This is a genomic window from Vogesella fluminis (genome assembly GCF_014652335.1).
Lineage (GTDB): Bacteria > Pseudomonadota > Gammaproteobacteria > Burkholderiales > Chromobacteriaceae > Vogesella > Vogesella fluminis.
In genome coordinates this window covers 1-16,832 of the sequence record NZ_BMYP01000035.1, presented here as the reverse complement: position 1 = coordinate 16,832, position 16,832 = coordinate 1, and the positions used below count along the sequence as shown (strand labels likewise).

Genomic DNA, 16,832 nt, shown 5'->3' with positions numbered 1-16,832 from the left:
GCCGCCGCGCGGAAAACGGCAGTTCAAACCACGCCGCGCAGCGGCACATCAAACAAAACCATCCCCGGATGCGGCCAACGTTGGCCGCGTCACTTCAACTTGTCCGCCAGCCGCTTGCCGATCTTCTGCGTCGGCAGCTCGACGAAACGGTTGATCGCCACCGCCATATACCAGGTCGCCAGTAGCGCGATGGCCACCATCAGCCACCACGGGGTGCCGTATTGTGCCAGCGCGAACAGGATGGCGTAACCGGCGACCGAGTGGCACACGTACCAGGCGTAGCTGACACCAGCCACCTGCGTCAGCAACGGCGCCGCCACCAGCCGCGGCCACCGCGCGGCGGCGACGAACAGTGCCACGCTGATGCCGTAGCTGGCGTACAGCGCCACGCTGCCCCAGTTGCTCACCCACACGAACAGGCCCAGCATGACTAGGAAGTGCAGCACGGTTTCCCATTTGCCGGCCTGCCCGGTCTGGTAGAAGTACAGCCAACAGCCGGCAAACATCAGCGGAAAGTAGCAGACGATGGTCTGGAAATGGTTCACCCCGGCATAGCGCGTCAGCCATGCCACCAGCGGCAGCAGCAGCCAGATCGCCCACTTGATGCGCCGGCCGGTGAGCGCGAACGCCGCGCCCAGCATGGCGTAGAACCACAGCTCCACCTTCAGCGTCCACATCACCGGGTCGATGTTGCGGCCGCCCAGCCAGTCCTGAAACGCGATGCTGGCGTGGCCCAGTACGTCGGCGCGGCTGACGTCGAAGTCACCACCCGGCAGCCGGGACGCCAGCCACAGCGCGGCAATGGTCAGCGCGAGGCCAGCCCAGTAGGTGGGGTAGATGCGGAACAGCCGCGACACCGCGAAACGCGCCGCGCCCATGCGGGTGAGCGACAGCGGGATCAGCAGGCCGGAGATCAGCAGGAACAGCCCGACCCCCACCGCGCCGAGGTTGAACGGCAGCACGAAGGAGGCGTCGTGGTAAGCGGCGATCGGCGGCAGGTGCATCACCTCGGCGATGCGGTCGCGACGTTGCCAGAAGATCTGCGTGTAGTGGAACAGCACCACAGCCAGCATGGCCAGGCCGCGCAGGCCGTCGGCAAAGTCGAAGCGGATGTGGGGCTGGCTCATTGCCACGCACCCGTCGCCCACGGACAGAAGAAGAATTGTCCTTGCTGACGCAGGATTTTCAGACGCCCAGAAAAATCCCGCTTGATGTTGCTTCCCAGCCATACCAGATCAGCTACGATACCGTCGCAAACGAAGATGCCATCCCAAGCAAACACCCCGGTGGTAATCACGCAGCCGGTCATGCCACCGGTCACTTCTCGCAGCCGCTGCGTCAGGCCATGCACCGCGTAGGCAGCATTACCGTTCGGATCGAGAAAGATCGAGTAGTTGGCCGTATCGCGCAAATAAATCCAGCGCTTGACCCGCAGGCTGGCAATAGCCTCGATAATCTCGGCAGGCTGCTGCGGATGACGCGTTCGATAGGTGCCCAGCATGGCAGGCTGCTCCAGGAACAGGGCTCTGGCCTGCGCCAGATTCTGTAGCACACTCTCCTTGCCGCCAGGCTGGCGCAGCGTTTCCAGAAAGTGCTGGTAGACGCCGATAAAGGCCAGCGCCTCGTCCCTCTGCAGATGATGCATGCTCACCCCTCCATGGCCTGCAAAAAGCGCTTCGCCAGCACCGCGTAGTCATGTTTCGCCAGCACGTAAGCCTTGCCGGCGGCGCCCATGCGGCCGCGCTGGTTCGGCGTCAGCGCCGCCAAGCGCTGCAGCGCGTCGGCAATCGCCGCCGGGTCTTCCGCCGCCACGCTGATGCCGGCGCCGGCATCCAGCACCATGTCGTTGCCGGCTTCCACCGAGTGCAGCACCGGCTTGCCGGCCATCAGGTAGTCGAACAGCTTGTTCGGGTTGATGCCGAAGCGGTAGATGGGCAGCTTGCGCCAGCCGATGTACAGCGCGTCGCACTCGGCGAGGAAGGCCGGCACCGCGCGCTTGGGGATGGACGGCAGGAAGCTGACGTTATTCAGGCCCAACGCCTGCGCCTGACTGACCAGCGCTGCCTTGTCCGGACCGTCGCCGACCAGCACCAGGTGCACGCCGCTATCCTGCGGCAGCTGGCTGGCCGCCTGCAGCAGGAAGTCCAGCGCGTTGGCCAGGCCGTGGCCGCCGGCGTAACCGACGATGAAGCGCTTGTCGGCCTTCAGTTCTGCCAGGCGCATGCGGTGCTCCGCCGGCAGCGGCTCGCTGGCGCCCTGCCATTCGGCGACATCGACGCCGTTGGGGATCACCACGTATTTTTCCGGCGCCATGCCGTGCTCAGTCATGTAGTCCTTCGCGCACGGCAGCATCGACACCACGGTGTCCGCCTTGCGGTAGCCAAAGTCCTCCGCCCACTGCAGCAGGCGGATGAACGGGTGCTTCGGGCTCATGCCGCCCACTTCCACCGGCGTCAGCGGCCACAGGTCGTGCACCTCGTACACCAGCCTGGCCCCGGTCTTGCCGGCGATGAAGGCCGCCGGCACGGTGTCCAGCGGGTAGGTGGAGGACGCAATCACCACGTCCGGCCGCCACTGTTTGAGGTAGCGCCCGGACAGGCCCATCACCCGGCCGAGGAAGCGGAAGATGTTGATCACCCGCTTCAGGCCGTTGCCCTCGTAGCGCGGCGTCTTGCACCAGGTGTAGCGGATGCCGTCGATGTCCTGATCGGCGTAGTTGCTGCTCAGCTGCGGGTTGTGCTGGCGCAGGTGGGAGTAGTCGGCGGCCAGCATGTGCACCTCGTGGCCGGCCTTCACCCATTCGCGGGCCAGGTAGTAGGGGCGGAATTCCATGCCGTGCCGCGGACTGCCGGCGTAGTGGTTGATGTACAGGATTTTCATAGTCGGTTTCCGGGCAGCCTGGCTACCCGACACATTCAGGAGACCTGGCTGCTGGCTTGTTCCATGCGCAGCCAGTCAAAGTAAGCCAGCACGATGCCCAGCGGCGCCCACAGCATGCCGTGGGTGAGCAGGCGTTCGCTGCTGGGGATGGCGCCGCTGGCCACCCACTGCATGCCCACCACCAGGCAGGCCAGCATCATGCCGCGGCCGGACAGGCCGTAAGCCATCAGGAAGCGCATCTGGCCGCCTTGCGCCACGCGCTGCCAGCCGGCGTAATCGTTGGCCGCCAGCCGGGCAAACCAGGTGCCATTGCGCCAGTGCCACAGCGTATAGGCCAGCGCCAGCACGGCGTGGCCACCCATGGCGGCGGTGGTGAGCGGTGCGCCATACCACAGCCATTGCACCAGGCAGAACAGCAGCCACAGCGGCAGGGCAATACAAAGCAGCGTCATGGGCATGGAGCGCTTCATGCGGCCAACCCCCGGTACAGCGCCAGCAGCTTGTCGGCCTCGGCGGCCCAGCTGTATTTCGCCAGCACCGCGCGCTTGCCGGCCTCGCCCATCGCCTGTGCGCGCGCGTCGTCGGCCAGCAGCGTGGCGATGGCGTCGGCGATAGCCTGCGGGTCCTGCGGATCGACCAGCAGGCCGCAGCCGGCGTCCTCGACGATGCCGCGCCACAGCGGGAAATCGCTGGCGATCACCGGCATGCCGGCGGCCATGTACTCGAACAGCTTGATCGGCAGCGATTCGACGTAGCTGGGCGTCGGCAGCAGCGTCACCAGCCCGACCTTGCTCTGCGCCAGCACCTCGGCCACGCCGGCGCGATCGAGCACGCCCAGGTCGTTGACGCGGCTCCAGCCGGCCTCGCGCTGCAAGGCAGCCTTCAGGTCCGGCTCGCTCCAGATGCCGGCGAGGTTCAGCCGGGTGTCGGAATCCGGTAGCGCGGCGATGATGGGCTCGATGCCGCGGGTGCGGCTGATGCCGCCCAGGTAGCACACCTCGTTGCGGCGGCTGCTCCACGGCGTGTCGCGCACCAGCTCGGCCAGGATCGGGTAATTGCACACGTCCACCGCGTGGCGGGCGCCGGCCCGCGCGAAGCGCTCGCGGATCACCGGCGTGGCGGCGACGATGGCGTCGAAGCGGCGTGCGGCGTAGTCCTCCAGCGTTTCCACCCCGCGCGACACCCACGGCCGCGCGACGCCCGGTATCCAGTGCTTGGCCAGCACCTGGCGCGGCACGTCCTCGTGCACGTCGTAGACGATGCGGATGCCGGCCTGCTGCAGGCGCAGCGCGGCGGGGATCAGCTCCGGATCGTGAAAGTGCGCGACGTCCGGCATCAGTGCCAGCGCCTTGTCGTACACGCGCTTCACGGTGCCGGTCATGCGCGACAGGCGGCCGCCGGATTTGGCGCCGACGTCGTGCAGGCGCACGTCGTGCTTGATCTCGTCACCCAGCCCGTCGGCGACGATCAGGTGTACCTCGTGGCCGGCGGCGGCCAGGCTGGCGCACTCCTTGACGAAGATTCGGATGTCGTGGCGCGGGTGGGCGCTGGTGAGATGGGCGATTTTCATTGTTTTAATCCTTTGTTTCTTGCCACAGAAACCACCGAAAAAAACGGGCGACACGGTGACGACCGCGTTGCTTTTACTTTCCGTGTATTCCGTGGGTTCTGTGGCAAAAAAATCATTTAAACCAGCTCCCGGTAAATCTGCGCAAAGCGCGCCATGTTCGGCTGATGCAGCCCTTTTTCCGCCACCAGCCGCCGGTTCAGCGTCGCCGCTTCCGCCAGCTGCGCGTCGTCGGCGGCACGCAGCAGCTGCGTTTTCAGCGCGCGGCCCAGCCGCGCCACGTCCTCGACGATGGCGCCGTTGACCCCGTCCAGCACCCACTCCAGGTTGGCCGGCAGGTTGGACAGCAGCGGCAGGCAGCCGTGGCCCATCGCCTCCAGCAGGCTGATGCTGGTGGCGTCGCTCTTCGGCACGCTGACGAATACGCGCGCGTCGCGGTACAGTCCGGCCAGCACCTCCGGCGCGACAAAGCCGGTGAAGTTCACGCGGCCAAGGCCGAGGGTTGCGGCCAGGATTTGGAGGTTTTCCGTCTCCTCGCCGCTGGCGGCCACGGTCAGCGACCAGCCGGCAAAGCGGACGTCGGCCTCCACCTCGGCCCAGGCGCGCACGATGCTGTCGATACGGTATAGCGGTTTGTGCAGGCGGCAGGACAATACCTGCAGCGGCTTGGCGGCGATGTCCGGCGTCGGCGGCAGCGCGTCCATGCCGAAATTGAGCACGTCCATGCGCGCAATCGGCGCCAGCTCGCGGCACACCGCGGCCATGTGCAGCGAATCGCTGGTCACCGCACTGGCGGCGCCAAGGTTGGCCGCAACCAGGTGTTTCATGAAGCGGTTCTGGCGCGGCAGCAGCAACACGTCCGAGCCCCAGCAGGTCAGCAGCCACGGCAGCTTGCGTCCGGCCAGCGCACGGCGCGCGTGCCACGCCACGCTGTTGGCCTGATGCACGTGCACGATGTCGGGCTGCAGCGCAGCTATCAGGCCGGCGATCTTGCCGGCGGTGGCCAGCGCCTTGAGGCTGAAATCCACCTGCAGCACGCGGCCAAGGTTGGCCGCATGGTAGCGCGGCGGCAGCTCGCCGCTGGTGACGAGGTGGATTTCGTCCACGTGCGGCGCGATGCCGGCGAGGTAGCGGAAGGTGTGCACCGAGGCGGAGCCGATCAGTAGTAGTTTCATGGTTTATTTTCTTTTTTTGCCACGGAATCCACGGAAAACACGGACGGGGAATCATGACGACAGCCGCCCGATCCGCATCCGGCACGGTGCTTTCTGCCGTGGATTCTGTGGCAATGAAAAATCGTCACTGCCGCTCCTTTGGCCACGAAGCCCACGGCAAACACGGAGAGAAAATCATGGCGACGGCCACCACACGAGCCGCCGGCGCGGTGCTTTTTTCCGTGCTTTCCGTGGATTCTGTGGCAATAAAAATCATCACTTAAGCTCCGTGCGCAGCGCCGCCACCAGCCGTGCCAGCTTGCGCTCCAGCCGCACATCGGCCGGCAGCGCGATGTTCATCGGCAGGTTGAGCACGCTGGCGGCCAGGCGTTCGCCGTGCGGCGCGCTGCCGGCGGCGTAGCCGTGGCGGCAGGAGCCGGCGGGGTGGATCACGTCGTCGAACCACACCCCGATGTTCAGGCCGCTGGCGGCAGACAGCCGGCGTGCCAGCGCCGCCTTGTCGGCCACCGCGAACGGCAGCGCGAACGGGTAGCGCACCCAGTGCGTGCCGGCCGGCGCCGGCCACTGCTGCAGCTGCGGCAGCGCGGCCAGTGCGCGCTGGTAGCGGGCGGCCAGTTGCTGCTTGTGCGCGATGGCGGCCGCCAGCGTCGGCAGCTGGCGGCGCAGCAGCACCGCGGACAGCAGCGGCATTGCGCGCGGCGGATGCGGCTCGCCATCGCGGACTTCGCCGTCGCCGGAGCGGTAGACCATGCCCAGCCGCCGCACCGCGGCCATCGCGAAGCGCCCGAGCAGCGGCCAGCGCGCACCCAGCAGGTGCGCCTTCAGCGTCGCCGCCAGCCGCCATTCGTCGCGGCACGGCACCTCGGGCAATGCGGTGGCCGGCAGTGCGCTGCCGGCCGGCAGCAGCGCCATACCGCCGATGCCACCGCTGAGGTTCTTCGAGTATTCGAAGCTGAAAAAGGCGCCGTCGTGATAGGTGCCCAGCCATTGCCCGTCGCAGCGCGAGGCAAAACCGTGCGCGGCATCGTCGACAAAACGTACCTGGCGGTGCTTCTCGCGCAGCCAGGTCGGCACCTCGCAGGCGATGCCGAAGTTGTGCGGCACCACCACCACGCGGGTGCGCGGCGTGATGGCGGCATCCAGCGCCAGCCAGTCGAAATGGAGGCTGCCCTGGCCGACATCGACAAAGCGCAGCACGGCGCCGGTGGGCGGCACCTGGTTGGGTACCACCACGCAGGTGAACGCCGGCACGATGACCTCGTCGCCGGCCTGCACCCCGTGCAGACGCAAAAGCGCGGCCAAGGCGGCGCGGCCGCTGTCGAACAGCACGATGCGGCCAACCTCGACCTCGAACAGCTGCGCCAGCTCGATGCGCAGCGCAGCGCGATGATGGCGGCGGCCGGCGAGCATGGCCGGGAAGGCGGACAGGTACTGCCAGATGCTCAGCGAATTGGCGGTCAGCATAGCGCCTTCACCTTTCTCGCCGGCTGGCCGGCGTACAGCCAGCCAGGTGCCAGCGCGCCCTTGACCACGCTGCCGGCGGCGACCACCACGTTGTCGCCGATCTCGGCACCAGGCAGCACGATGACGCCGGCACCGATGAACACGTTGTTGCCGATGCGGATGTCGGCGTCGGTGTGGCAGTCGACGAACGCCGTCGCCGTCACGTCGGCAGGAATGGCGTTGCTGTGGCAGAACAGCAGGCAGCGCGGGCCGATGGCAACGCGCTCGCCGATCTGCAGCCGGTTGCCGCCGATCAGGCAGTAGAAATGCGGCGCGATATGGCTGTGCGCGCCCAGTAGCAGGCGGCCGGCACCGTGCGTCAGCACCTCGCCGCCCCAGTACAGCCGCGCATGCTCACCCAGCTGCAAGGCCGCCGGCACCACGCTGACCGAGGGGTTGACCCGCGCCGAGGCGGCGAGGCGGGCACCGCGCCACACCAGCCACTGGCGCCACAGCAACAACAGCACGCGCTTAAACATCGGACCTTTCCCGCAGGCGCAGCAGGCGGAACACCCACGCCAGATACGCCGCAAAATAGAGCGTCATCACCACCGCCATCACGCGGAACGCCAGCATGGCGTCGCGTCCGGCGACATACACTGCGGCAAACACCGCCAGATTGACGATGACGCCGCACAGCACAAACAGGAAGGACGCGCGCTGGCGGCCGATCACCATCGGCACCATGAAGGCCGGGCCGACGATGAAGGCGGCGGCGAAATACGGCGCCAGGTTGGCCGCAATCTCGCCGGCGCCCAGCCACGGCGCGCCGAACAGCAGCGCGAACAGCGGCCCGCCCCACAGCGCCAGCACGCCGAACGGCAGCAGCGACAGCGCCGACAGCACCAGCACCGCGCGCTTGAGCAGGCCGGACAGCGCGCGGCCGGACGATGCCGCCTCGGCCAGATCGCGGAACACCACCTGCGCCACCGCCTGCCCCACCAGCGCCGCCGGCAGTTTCAGCACCCGCAGCACCAGCGCGTACTGGCCGACGATGGCGGCACCGGACAACGCCGACAGCATGGCCAGCATCAAGGAATCCTGGAACGCGACCACGAAGGCATGCGGCGTGTTCACCAGCGGGAACTCGCGGTAACGCCGCGCGTCGGCCAGCAGCACGGCGCGATCGTGGCCGCGCAGCCACGGCAGGCGCGCCGCGACATCGGCACGCGCCAGCGTCAGCAGGGCAACGGCCTGACCGGCCAGCTGCGACAGGATCAGCCCGCCGGCGGCAAGGCCGGACCAGCCGGCCGCCAGCTGCAGCAGCGACACGCCCAGCGACTGCACCACCCGCCCCTGCGCATTGGCCGCGTAGCGGCGCTGGCGGTTGTTCCACGCCGTCCACGCCGCCACGGCGCCAGCCAGCCACACCCCCAGCGGCAGCAGCGGCAGCCACGGTGCCAGCTGCGGCGCGCCGAGCAGGCCGGCGATGGCGTCGTGCCACGGCCAGAACAGCGGTAGCGTCAGCAGCAGCAGGCCGGTATTGATCGCCAGCGCCAGCAGCATCAGCCGCGCCGCCTCCGGTTCGGATCTGGGCAGCACCACCGCCATGTCGTAACGCGCGGTGGCGATCACCGCGAGGTTGGACAGCCAGGCAACGAACACCGCCAGCACGCCGAAATCGGCCGGCGTATACAGCCGCGTCAACAGCGGCGCGAACAGCAGCGGCAAGGCCTGCGCCAGCGCGGCGCCGCTGGCCAGCGTCGCCACGTTGCGCATGAAGCCGCCTGCGGCCAACCTTTGACGCAACGCGTTCAATTAGCCCAGCGCCTTCTTCACCGCGGCAACGATGGCATCCTGCGTCGCCTCGTCCAGGAACGGATGCATCGGCAGGCTCATCACGCGCTTGCCGGCGGCCTCGGCCAGCGGGAAGCTGCCCTCCCCCTGGCCCAGGTGGGCAAATGCCGGCTGCAGATGCAGCGGGATTGGGTAATGCACCGCGGTGGGAATACCCTGCGCCTGCAGTGCCTGCTGCACCGCCTCGCGGTTATCCACCTCGATGGTGTACTGCGCGTAGACGTGGCTGTTGCCGGCGGCGATCACCGGCACGCGCGCCACATCCTGCAGCAGCGCACTGTAGCGGGCGCCAATGCGCGCCCGCGCCTCGACCTCGGCCGGGAAGCTCGGCAGCTTGGCCAGCAGCACGGCTGCTTGAATCGTATCCAGGCGGCCGTTGAGGCCGATCACCGGGTGGTGGTAGCGGCGGTCCTGGCCATGCACGCGGATCTCGCGCATTTTCTTCGCCAGTGCGTCGTCGTTGGTGAACACCGCGCCGCCGTCGCCGTAGCAGCCCAGCGGCTTGGACGGGAAGAAGCTGGTGGTGCCAATGGTGCACAGGTTGCCGGAGCGCTTGCCGTGCTGGCTGGCGCCGAAACTCTGTGCGCCGTCCTCGATCACCGGCAGGCCGTGCTTGGCGGCAATGGCGTTGATGGCGTTGAAGTCCGCACACTGGCCGTACAGGCTCACCGGCATGATGGCGCGGGTTTTCGGGGTGATCGCCGCTTCCAGCTTGGCCGGGTCCAGGTTGTAGGTAACCGGGTCGATATCGACAAACACCGGTGTGGCGCCCAGCAGCGCGATCATCTCGCCGGTGGCGATGAAGGTGAACGGGGTGGTGATCACCTCGTCGCCGGCCTTGACGCCCAGCGCCATCAGCGCGATCAGCAGCGCCTTGGTGCCGTCACAGACGCCGATCGCGTGTTTGGCGCCGGTGTAGGCGACGAGCTGGTCTTCCAGCTGTTTCACCTCCGGCCCCATGATGTACTGGCCGTGATCCAGCACCGCGTGGATGCGGGCGTCGATGTCGGCTTTCAGGTGCCGGTACTGCGCTTTCAGATCGATGAACTGGATGGACATGGTTTCTTAAACCTTTTTTGCCACAGAATCCACGGAAGGACACAGACAAAACAGAAAAGGCATTTGACCGGGAATTTGATTCAGCATGAACTGATTCTTGCTGTTTTTATTCCGTGTTTTCTGTGGATTCTGTGGCGAAAATTAAAAATCAAAGCGGCGTGCAGTGGTTGCCGCCGATATCGTAACGTTGGCCGCAGGCGTCGCACTCGTGCTGGTCGATGCTGTCCGGCAGCCGTTCGCCGCACTGGCACATCCAGCCGATGCGCCTGGCCGGGGTGCCGACCATCAGCGCGTGCGGCAGCACGTCGCGGGTCACCACCGCGCCGGCGCCGATGAAGGCGTACTCGCCAATGGTGTGGCCGCAGACCACGGTGGCGTTGGCGCCGATGGTGGCGCCCTTTTTCACCACCGTGCGGCGGTATTCGTTCTTGCGGCTGACGTGGCTGCGCGGGTTGTTCACGTTGGTGAACACCATGGACGGGCCGCAGAACACGTCGTCCTCCAGCGTCACCGCGTCGTAGATCGACACATTGTTCTGCACCTTCACGTTGTCGCCGATGATCACGTCGTTGCCGACGAACACGTTCTGGCCGAAGGAGCAGCGCGCGCCGATGCGCGCCTGGCTGCAGATGTGGACCCAGTGCCAGACGCGGGTGTCGTCGCCGATCTGGGCGCCGTCGTCGACGATGGCGGTGGGGTGGACGGTGTAGGCGGCCATGATCAGTACTCCAGCGGCAGGCTGACGCGACGGCCGTCGCGGGCCGACAGGTAGATGCCGACCAGCAGCTCCAGCGACTTCAGCCCTTCGCGGCCGTCGGTTTCCGGCTCCGCCTCGCCGCGCATCACGTTGATCACGTTGTCGTAGTACAGCGGGTGGCCGAAGCCGTACACGCTGGTGGTGGCGTAGCTGGCGGCCTTGATGCCGTCGTCCATCGCGTGCGGCGCGGCGAATTCCCAGTGCTGGATCTCGTTGACGGCCATGCCGCCGATGCGCACGGTGCCCTTCTCGCCGAGGATGGTGATCGAGCCTTCCAGGTTTTTCGGGTAGGTGAGCATGGTCACGTTCATGCTGCCCAGCGCGCCGGAGCGCCACTTCAGGCTGACCACGCCGCTGTCTTCCACCTCGATGTCGCGTTCCATGGTCGCGGTGTAGGCCTGCATGCTCTCCACCGGGCCGATGATCCAGTCCAGCAGGTCGACGTAGTGGCTGGCCTGGTTCATGAAGGCGCCGCCGTCGTACTCCCAGGTGCCGCGCCAGTCGGCCTGGTCGTAGTAGGACTGTGGCCGGGTCCAGAACACGTTGACGTTGACCATGTAGATGCGGCCGAAGCGCTTTTCCTGCACCGCGCGCTTGAGCAGCTGCAGCGTGGCGTTGCGGCGGTTCTGCTTGACCACGAACAGGCGGCGGCCGGCCTGGTCGGCGGCCTTCACCATCGCCACGCCGTCCTGCCAGCGCGTGGCCATCGGCTTCTCGGTCATCACGTGGAAGCCGGCGGCGAAGCAGTCCATCGCCTGCTGCGGATGCAGGCCGGACGGGGTGGTGAGGATGATGACGTCGGCGTTGCTGTGTGCCAGCAGCTCGCGCAGCGAGGCGTGCCCGCGGGCGCCGGTACGCGCCACCGCGGCGGCCAGCGCCGCCGGATCGGTGTCGCAGACGTCGGTCAGCTCGGCACGGTCGGCGTGCTGTTCCAGCGCGCCGAAGTGGTTGTTGGCGATGCGGCCGCAGCCGATCAGCGCGAAGCGGATCTTGCGGTCGGTAATGCTGTCGTAAGCAATCATTTCAGTCCTTTCCCGCTGCGGCGTGCTGCCGCAGGCTTTGCCCGCCGCGCAGGCGGCGGGCCCAAAATAGACAAGGGCCGCACGTAGCGGCCGGACCCGTGGCGCGCAGGCGCTCAGAACCTGTTCAATGTCTGCTGCGCTTCGGCGATACGGCGTTGAAAACGCCTTCGGAATGCTCATTGACCCCATGTCAACTCCGCTTCCTCAGCCGTTTTCGCCTTGTCTCGCTCTAGCTCGCAAGACTTTGAACAGGTTCTCAGATCAGCAAACGGTTGTTGCTGTGCAGGTTGGCCTCTTTCAGCCGCTTCACGAATTCGCCGAACTCCAGGCCGAAACGGCCTTCCAGTTCGTCGGCCTTTTTCGCCAGCGCGTCCCAGCCGGTCAGGCTTGGTGGCTGCTTGAACGCCATCACCGCCATATTGCCGTGGGTGGCGGCCGGCAGTTCGATCACGCAGCCCTCGAAGACCGCCAGCAGGCGTTCGAGGAAGCTGTGATAGCGCTTGTCGCCGCTCCACCAGTTGGTGACGAACACGCCGTTGGCGGTCAGCGCGCGCTTGCAGTCCTCGAAGAATTCTTCGGTGGTCAGGTCGGCGACGATCTGCTGGCCGTCGAAGCCGTCGACCATGATCACGTCGGTGGAGCCGCGGAACAGCTTGATGTAGTCGGCGCCGTCGGCCTCGACGATCTCGAAGAAGTCGCCCTCCGGCGGCAGCTGGAAGAACACCCGCGCCACGGCGACCACTTGCGGGTTGATCTCCACCGCCACGCTGATCGCGTCCGGCAGATACTCGTCGATGAAGCGCGCCAGCGAGCCGCCGCCAAGGCCGATCTGCACGATGTGGCGCGGATCGTCGTTCCACAGCAGGAAGGCCATCATCGCGCGGGTGTAGGTCAGCACCAGGTCGGCGGGATCGTCGAGATCCATCGAGCTCTGGATGGTGGCCGAACCGAGGTGCAAGGAACGGATGTTGCCGCTTTCGGAGATGTCCACGTCCGGCAACGCGTCCTGGCTGTTGCGCACGCGGCGGCGGAACGGGTGTTGTGCCTTACCCGCCACGGCTGTCTCCCTTGGGACGCGAATCCAGGATGCTGATGGTGCGCCGGGCAGGCGCGGCTGGCGTTGCGGCCAACGTTGGCGCGTCCTCGTCGTCCGAACTCGCCAGCGCGACCGGGTCGCGGAATTCTTCCTTGTCGAAGGCGGTGTCGCCACCCTCGAACGGGCTGTCGCCAGTCTTGAGGCCGGCAAAGTCGAACAGGCCGGTATCGGCCAGATGCGACGGCACGACATTCTGCAGCGCGCGGAACATGCTCTCGACGCGGCCGGGGAAGCGTTTATCCCAGTCGTTGACCATCTCCTTCACCACCTGGCGCTGCAGGTTGGGCTGCGAGCCGCACAGATTGCACGGGATGATCGGGAATTCGCGCAGCTGCGCGTAGCGTTCCAGATCCTTTTCGCGGCAGTAGGCCAGCGGGCGGATCACCATGTGGCGGCCGTCGTCGGACACCAGCTTGGGCGGCATCGCCTTCAGCTTGCCGCCGTAGAACATGTTGAGGAACAGGGTGTGCAGCATGTCGTCGCGGTGGTGACCGAGCGCGATCTTGGTGGCGCCCAGCTCGTCGGCGACGCGGTACAGGATGCCGCGGCGCAGGCGCGAGCACAGGCTGCAGGTGGTCTTGCCTTCCGGGATCAGGCGCTTGACGATGCTGTAGGTGTCTTCCTCGATGATGCGGTACTCGACACCGATCGATTCCAGGTACTGCGGCAGGATGTGCTCGGGGAAGCCCGGCTGTTTCTGGTCGAGGTTCACCGCCACGATGGAGAAATCGATCGGCGCCGACTTCTGCAGGCCCAGCAGGATGTCCAGCAGCGCATAGCTGTCCTTGCCGCCGGACAGGCAGACCATCACGCGGTCGCCCTCTTCGATCATGTTGAAGTCGTTGATGGCGTCACCGACATGGTGGCGCAGGCGTTTGGTGAGTTTGTTGCCTTCGAACTGGGCCTTTTTGGCCTTGTCGTCGGCAAGTTGCAGCGTGTCGGACATGGAGGACGGCTAAGAAATTGAAAAACAGGCGATTTTAACGTCAAACGCCCGTCCGTTGCCACACAATCCGCCCTTGTTCGCGCGCTTAATCGGCCAGCCATGCCCCTTGCCGGCGCAGCGCCTGATACTCGTCGCGGCTGAGGCGCAGGCGGCAGCCGACGCCGGCGCTGTCCGGGTACACGTCCGGCTTGCAGGTTTCCACCAGCACGCCACTGACCGCGGGATGGCCGAAGGCGATGTCGACCACCTTGCCGAGCAGGTATTCCTGGGTCTCGAACACGCGGTCCTTCACCAGCGCCAGCGTCTGCAGCCGCAGGTAGTCGTAGTCCAGCACCAGCGCGATGTCGTCGCGCGGCGGCATCATGCGCGCCACCTGCAGCACGATGTTGAGCTGCATGCGCTGGCGCACGCCGCGCTCGAAGTCATGGATGCCGATGAAACAGTCGAACACGAAGTCGCGCAGGAAGATTTCGGCCAGCATCACGCCTCCACCGCGAACATCACGTCGCGCGCCAGCGGCAGCAGGTGCTGGCCGTCGTCCACGGTCAGCACCTGGCCGGTGATCTGCGCCGCCCCGGCCAGAAAATGCACCGCTTCCGCCACCGATTGCGGGCGGGTGCCCTCGCCCAGCGCCGTTATGCAATGCGCGCGGGCAAAGCTGTCCGCCGTCTGCCCGCCACTGGGCAGGGTCAGCCCCGGCGCCACGCCGTTGACGCGCAGGTACGGCGCCGCCGCCATCGCCTGCAGGCGGATGCTTTCCTTCAGCGCCAGCTTGGACAGGGTGTAGGAAAAATAATCGGGATTGAGGTTGAACAGTTTCTGGTCGAGGATGTTGACCACACTGCCGCGCGCGCCCTGCTGCCGCAGCCACTGGCCGAACGCCGCCGCCAGCATCAGCGGCGCACGGAAGTTCACCGCCAGCTGGCGGTCGAACGCCGCCGGCGACAGCTCAAAGAAGCCATCCTCCTCGAACAGCGCGGCGCTGTTGACCACGCAGTCCAGCCGGCCGCAATCGGCCACCACCCGCGCGATCAGGCCGGCGAAGTCCGCGTCCGCCGCCAACAAGTCCAGCTCGTAGCTGCGTGCCTGCGGCAGGCGCGCGACAAGGTTGGCCGCATCGCTGGCCGAGTGGTGATAGTGCACGCACACCTGCCAGCCCGCCGCGGCAAAATGCTCCGCCATCGCCTGCCCCAGCCGCCTGGCGCCACCGGTGATCAACACGACTTTCATCTGCCCTCCTGCCATCCTTTTCCAACCGTTCGCGCCCGCTGCCGGCATCACACGCGCGGCACGGCGCAAAAGCTGCATGATATATACTCGCCGGCAATTTCACTGACAAATCTTAGCCGCCATGAGCCTGCCAGAACCCTCTGCCGACGCCCTCGCCACCAGCCACGCGCTCAGCCACCGCATCGCCGCCGACATCGCCGCGGCCGACGGCTGGACTTCCTTCGCCCACTTCATGCAGCAGGCGCTGTACGCGCCCGGCCTCGGCTACTACGCCGCCGGCAGCCGCAAGTTCGGCGCCGATGGTGATTTCGTCACCGCGCCGGAGCTGACGCCGCTGTTCGCGCAGACGCTGGCGCGCCAGCTGGCCGAGCTGCTACCGCAGACCGCCGGCAACATCATGGAATTCGGCGCCGGCACCGGCCGCCTCGCCGCCGACCTGCTGCTGGCGCTGGACGCGCTCGGCTGCGCGCCGGCGCAGTACTTCATCGTCGACCTGTCGCCCGATTTGATCGAACGCCAGCGCGACACCCTCGCCCGCCTCGCCCCGGCGCTGCTGCCACGCGTGCAGTGGCTGCCGGCGCTGCCGGACAGCTTCGACGGCATCATGCTCGGCAACGAGGTGCTGGACGCGATGCCGTGCGAGCTGGTGGTGCGCCGGCAGGACGGCCGACTGCAGCAGCGCGGCGTCACCATCCGCGACGGCACCTTCTGCTTCGACGACCGCGACTTCGACGACGCCACGCTGGCCGCGCTGGCGGCCGAACTGGTGCCGGACATCCCCGGCTACGTCACCGAAATCAGCCTCGCCAACCGCGCCTTCATCCACACCCTGGCCGGCGGGCTGCAACGCGGTGCCATCCTGATGATCGACTACGGCCACAACGCCGGCGAGTACTACCACCCGGAACGCAGCATGGGCACCCTGCTCGGCCACTACCGCCACCACACCATCCAGGATCCGTTCTACCTGCCCGGGCTGATGGACCTGACCACGCATGTGGATTTCAGCGCCGTGGCGCAAAGCGGCCTCGACGCCGGGCTGGACCTGATCGGCTACCTCAGCCAGGCGCAGTTCCTGATCAACGCCGGCATCACCGAGCGGCTGTCGTTCCTGGATGCGGCCAACGTCAAGGACTACCTGCCGGCGGCCAAGGCGGCGCAGCGCCTGCTGTCACCGCAGGAAATGGGGGAAACCTTCAAGGTGATCGGTTTTGGCAAACAGGTGGCCATCGACTGGGTCGGCTTTAGCAGCGGCGACCGCTGCTACACCCTGTAAACAGCGCCAGACCATTCCACGAAAAATAGTTGACACCCGGAAACCTGCTGCGTATAGTCAGCGGCCTTGATGCCTAGGCGTCGAGATGTGGCGAATTAGCTCAGTCGGTTAGAGCGACGGAATCATAATCCGCAGGTCCGGGGTTCGAGTCCCTGATTCGCCACCACAATTTACCGAGACTGTGTGCAAACAGAGTCTCCCGGCGAATTAGCTCAGTTGGTTAGAGCGATGGAATCATAATCCACAGGTCCGGGGTTCGAGTCCCTGATTCGCCACCAATATAAGCCCTTGATTTTCTTAGAAAAATCAAGGGCTTTTTTGTATTTGCCTCATGCATCACGGCAACGAACTCGCCACTACCACGTTCCTCAAATGACACCATGGGACCTACTCAAGATCCAGAATTCGGGCCCTGATTTACCACCATCCTATGCCGATTGAGGTCAACTCAGCAGGATTCGTCTTATGGGCCTGTCCGAATTTTTGTGTAAACGGGGTTTCAAATCACATCTGAGGAATGCGTT

Annotated in this window: 18 protein-coding genes and 2 tRNA genes; 4 read left to right on the top strand and 16 right to left on the bottom strand. The window is 66.3% G+C overall.

Features of this window, described 5'->3' with window-relative positions; all coding sequences use genetic code 11:
* Positions 1–89: 89 nt before the first annotated feature.
* The 6 genes from IE083_RS12570 to IE083_RS12545 all read right to left on the bottom strand — a co-directional run bounded on the left by IE083_RS12570 (position 90) and on the right by IE083_RS12545 (position 5,622).
* Positions 90–1,127 (bottom strand): acyltransferase family protein, encoded by a 1,038-nt coding sequence (locus IE083_RS12570; RefSeq protein WP_189354037.1) that lies wholly within the window; start codon positions 1,125–1,127, stop codon positions 90–92.
* Positions 1,124–1,645 (bottom strand): hypothetical protein, encoded by a 522-nt coding sequence (locus tag IE083_RS12565; protein ID WP_189354034.1) that lies wholly within the window; start codon positions 1,643–1,645, stop codon positions 1,124–1,126. The genes IE083_RS12570 and IE083_RS12565 overlap by 4 nt, the downstream gene beginning before the upstream one ends.
* Before the next feature lie 2 nt (positions 1,646–1,647).
* Positions 1,648–2,880 (bottom strand): glycosyltransferase family 4 protein, encoded by a 1,233-nt coding sequence (locus IE083_RS12560; RefSeq protein WP_189354031.1) that lies wholly within the window; start codon positions 2,878–2,880, stop codon positions 1,648–1,650.
* A gap of 35 nt (positions 2,881–2,915) precedes the next feature.
* A complete protein-coding gene (locus IE083_RS12555; protein ID WP_189354029.1) occupies positions 2,916–3,338 on the bottom strand; it encodes a hypothetical protein in 423 nt (140 codons plus the stop codon).
* Positions 3,339–3,346: 8 nt separating this feature from the next.
* The gene (locus tag IE083_RS12550; protein ID WP_189354026.1) at positions 3,347–4,450 is read right to left on the bottom strand and encodes a glycosyltransferase family 4 protein; all 1,104 of its coding nucleotides are present in this window, start codon (positions 4,448–4,450) and stop codon (positions 3,347–3,349) included.
* A 116-nt stretch (positions 4,451–4,566) separates the two neighbouring features.
* Positions 4,567–5,622 carry a glycosyltransferase gene (locus IE083_RS12545; RefSeq protein WP_189354024.1) on the bottom strand — a complete coding sequence of 352 codons (1,056 nt, stop codon included), beginning with the start codon at positions 5,620–5,622 and terminating at the stop codon, positions 4,567–4,569.
* Positions 5,623–5,675: 53 nt separating this feature from the next.
* Between IE083_RS12545 and IE083_RS12540 the strand changes: the two genes are divergently transcribed.
* Positions 5,676–5,885 (top strand): hypothetical protein, encoded by a 210-nt coding sequence (locus tag IE083_RS12540; protein ID WP_189354021.1) that lies wholly within the window; start codon positions 5,676–5,678, stop codon positions 5,883–5,885.
* Here IE083_RS12540 and IE083_RS12535 read toward each other — a convergent pair.
* The 10 genes from IE083_RS12535 to IE083_RS12490 all read right to left on the bottom strand — a co-directional run bounded on the left by IE083_RS12535 (position 5,878) and on the right by IE083_RS12490 (position 15,032).
* A complete protein-coding gene (locus IE083_RS12535; protein ID WP_189354018.1) occupies positions 5,878–7,086 on the bottom strand; it encodes a DegT/DnrJ/EryC1/StrS family aminotransferase in 1,209 nt (402 codons plus the stop codon). The two genes, IE083_RS12540 and IE083_RS12535, sit on opposite strands and share 8 nt — an antisense overlap.
* Positions 7,080–7,604: an acyltransferase gene (locus IE083_RS12530; RefSeq protein ID WP_189354016.1), complete on the bottom strand. Its 525-nt coding sequence runs from the start codon at positions 7,602–7,604 to the stop codon at positions 7,080–7,082. The genes IE083_RS12535 and IE083_RS12530 overlap by 7 nt, the downstream gene beginning before the upstream one ends.
* On the bottom strand, positions 7,597–8,883 hold the full coding sequence (locus tag IE083_RS12525) for a lipopolysaccharide biosynthesis protein (RefSeq protein ID WP_229799744.1): 1,287 nt from the start codon (positions 8,881–8,883) through the stop codon (positions 7,597–7,599). Before IE083_RS12525 ends, IE083_RS12530 begins: the two co-directional genes overlap by 8 nt.
* Complete coding sequence (locus tag IE083_RS12520) at positions 8,884–9,981, bottom strand: DegT/DnrJ/EryC1/StrS family aminotransferase (protein ID WP_189354014.1); 1,098 nt, start codon at positions 9,979–9,981, stop codon at positions 8,884–8,886.
* A 148-nt stretch (positions 9,982–10,129) separates the two neighbouring features.
* Positions 10,130–10,699, bottom strand: coding sequence for an acyltransferase (locus tag IE083_RS12515; RefSeq protein ID WP_189354013.1), 570 nt, complete (start codon positions 10,697–10,699; stop codon positions 10,130–10,132).
* Between the two features lie 2 nt (positions 10,700–10,701).
* On the bottom strand, positions 10,702–11,760 hold the full coding sequence (locus tag IE083_RS12510) for a Gfo/Idh/MocA family protein (protein ID WP_308426745.1): 1,059 nt from the start codon (positions 11,758–11,760) through the stop codon (positions 10,702–10,704).
* A 256-nt stretch (positions 11,761–12,016) separates the two neighbouring features.
* Entirely contained in the window at positions 12,017–12,817 is an 801-nt protein-coding gene (locus tag IE083_RS12505; protein ID WP_189354010.1) for a polyamine aminopropyltransferase, read from the bottom strand.
* Positions 12,807–13,802: a tRNA 2-thiocytidine(32) synthetase TtcA gene (gene ttcA, locus IE083_RS12500; protein ID WP_189354009.1), complete on the bottom strand. Its 996-nt coding sequence runs from the start codon at positions 13,800–13,802 to the stop codon at positions 12,807–12,809. The genes IE083_RS12505 and ttcA overlap by 11 nt, the downstream gene beginning before the upstream one ends.
* Before the next feature lie 85 nt (positions 13,803–13,887).
* Entirely contained in the window at positions 13,888–14,283 is a 396-nt protein-coding gene (locus tag IE083_RS12495) for a dihydroneopterin aldolase (RefSeq protein ID WP_189354007.1), read from the bottom strand.
* Entirely contained in the window at positions 14,283–15,032 is a 750-nt protein-coding gene (locus tag IE083_RS12490) for an SDR family oxidoreductase (protein ID WP_229799743.1), read from the bottom strand. The genes IE083_RS12495 and IE083_RS12490 overlap by 1 nt, the downstream gene beginning before the upstream one ends.
* A 121-nt stretch (positions 15,033–15,153) precedes the next feature.
* Here IE083_RS12490 and IE083_RS12485 point away from each other — a divergent pair, with 121 nt between their 5' ends.
* The 3 genes from IE083_RS12485 to IE083_RS12475 all read left to right on the top strand — a co-directional run bounded on the left by IE083_RS12485 (position 15,154) and on the right by IE083_RS12475 (position 16,586).
* Positions 15,154–16,308 carry a class I SAM-dependent methyltransferase gene (locus IE083_RS12485; protein ID WP_189354005.1) on the top strand — a complete coding sequence of 385 codons (1,155 nt, stop codon included), beginning with the start codon at positions 15,154–15,156 and terminating at the stop codon, positions 16,306–16,308.
* An 89-nt stretch (positions 16,309–16,397) separates the two neighbouring features.
* Positions 16,398–16,474: transfer RNA gene (locus IE083_RS12480), tRNA-Met, on the top strand.
* Positions 16,475–16,509: 35 nt separating this feature from the next.
* Positions 16,510–16,586, top strand: a tRNA-Met gene (locus IE083_RS12475).
* Positions 16,587–16,832: the final 246 nt, after the last annotated feature.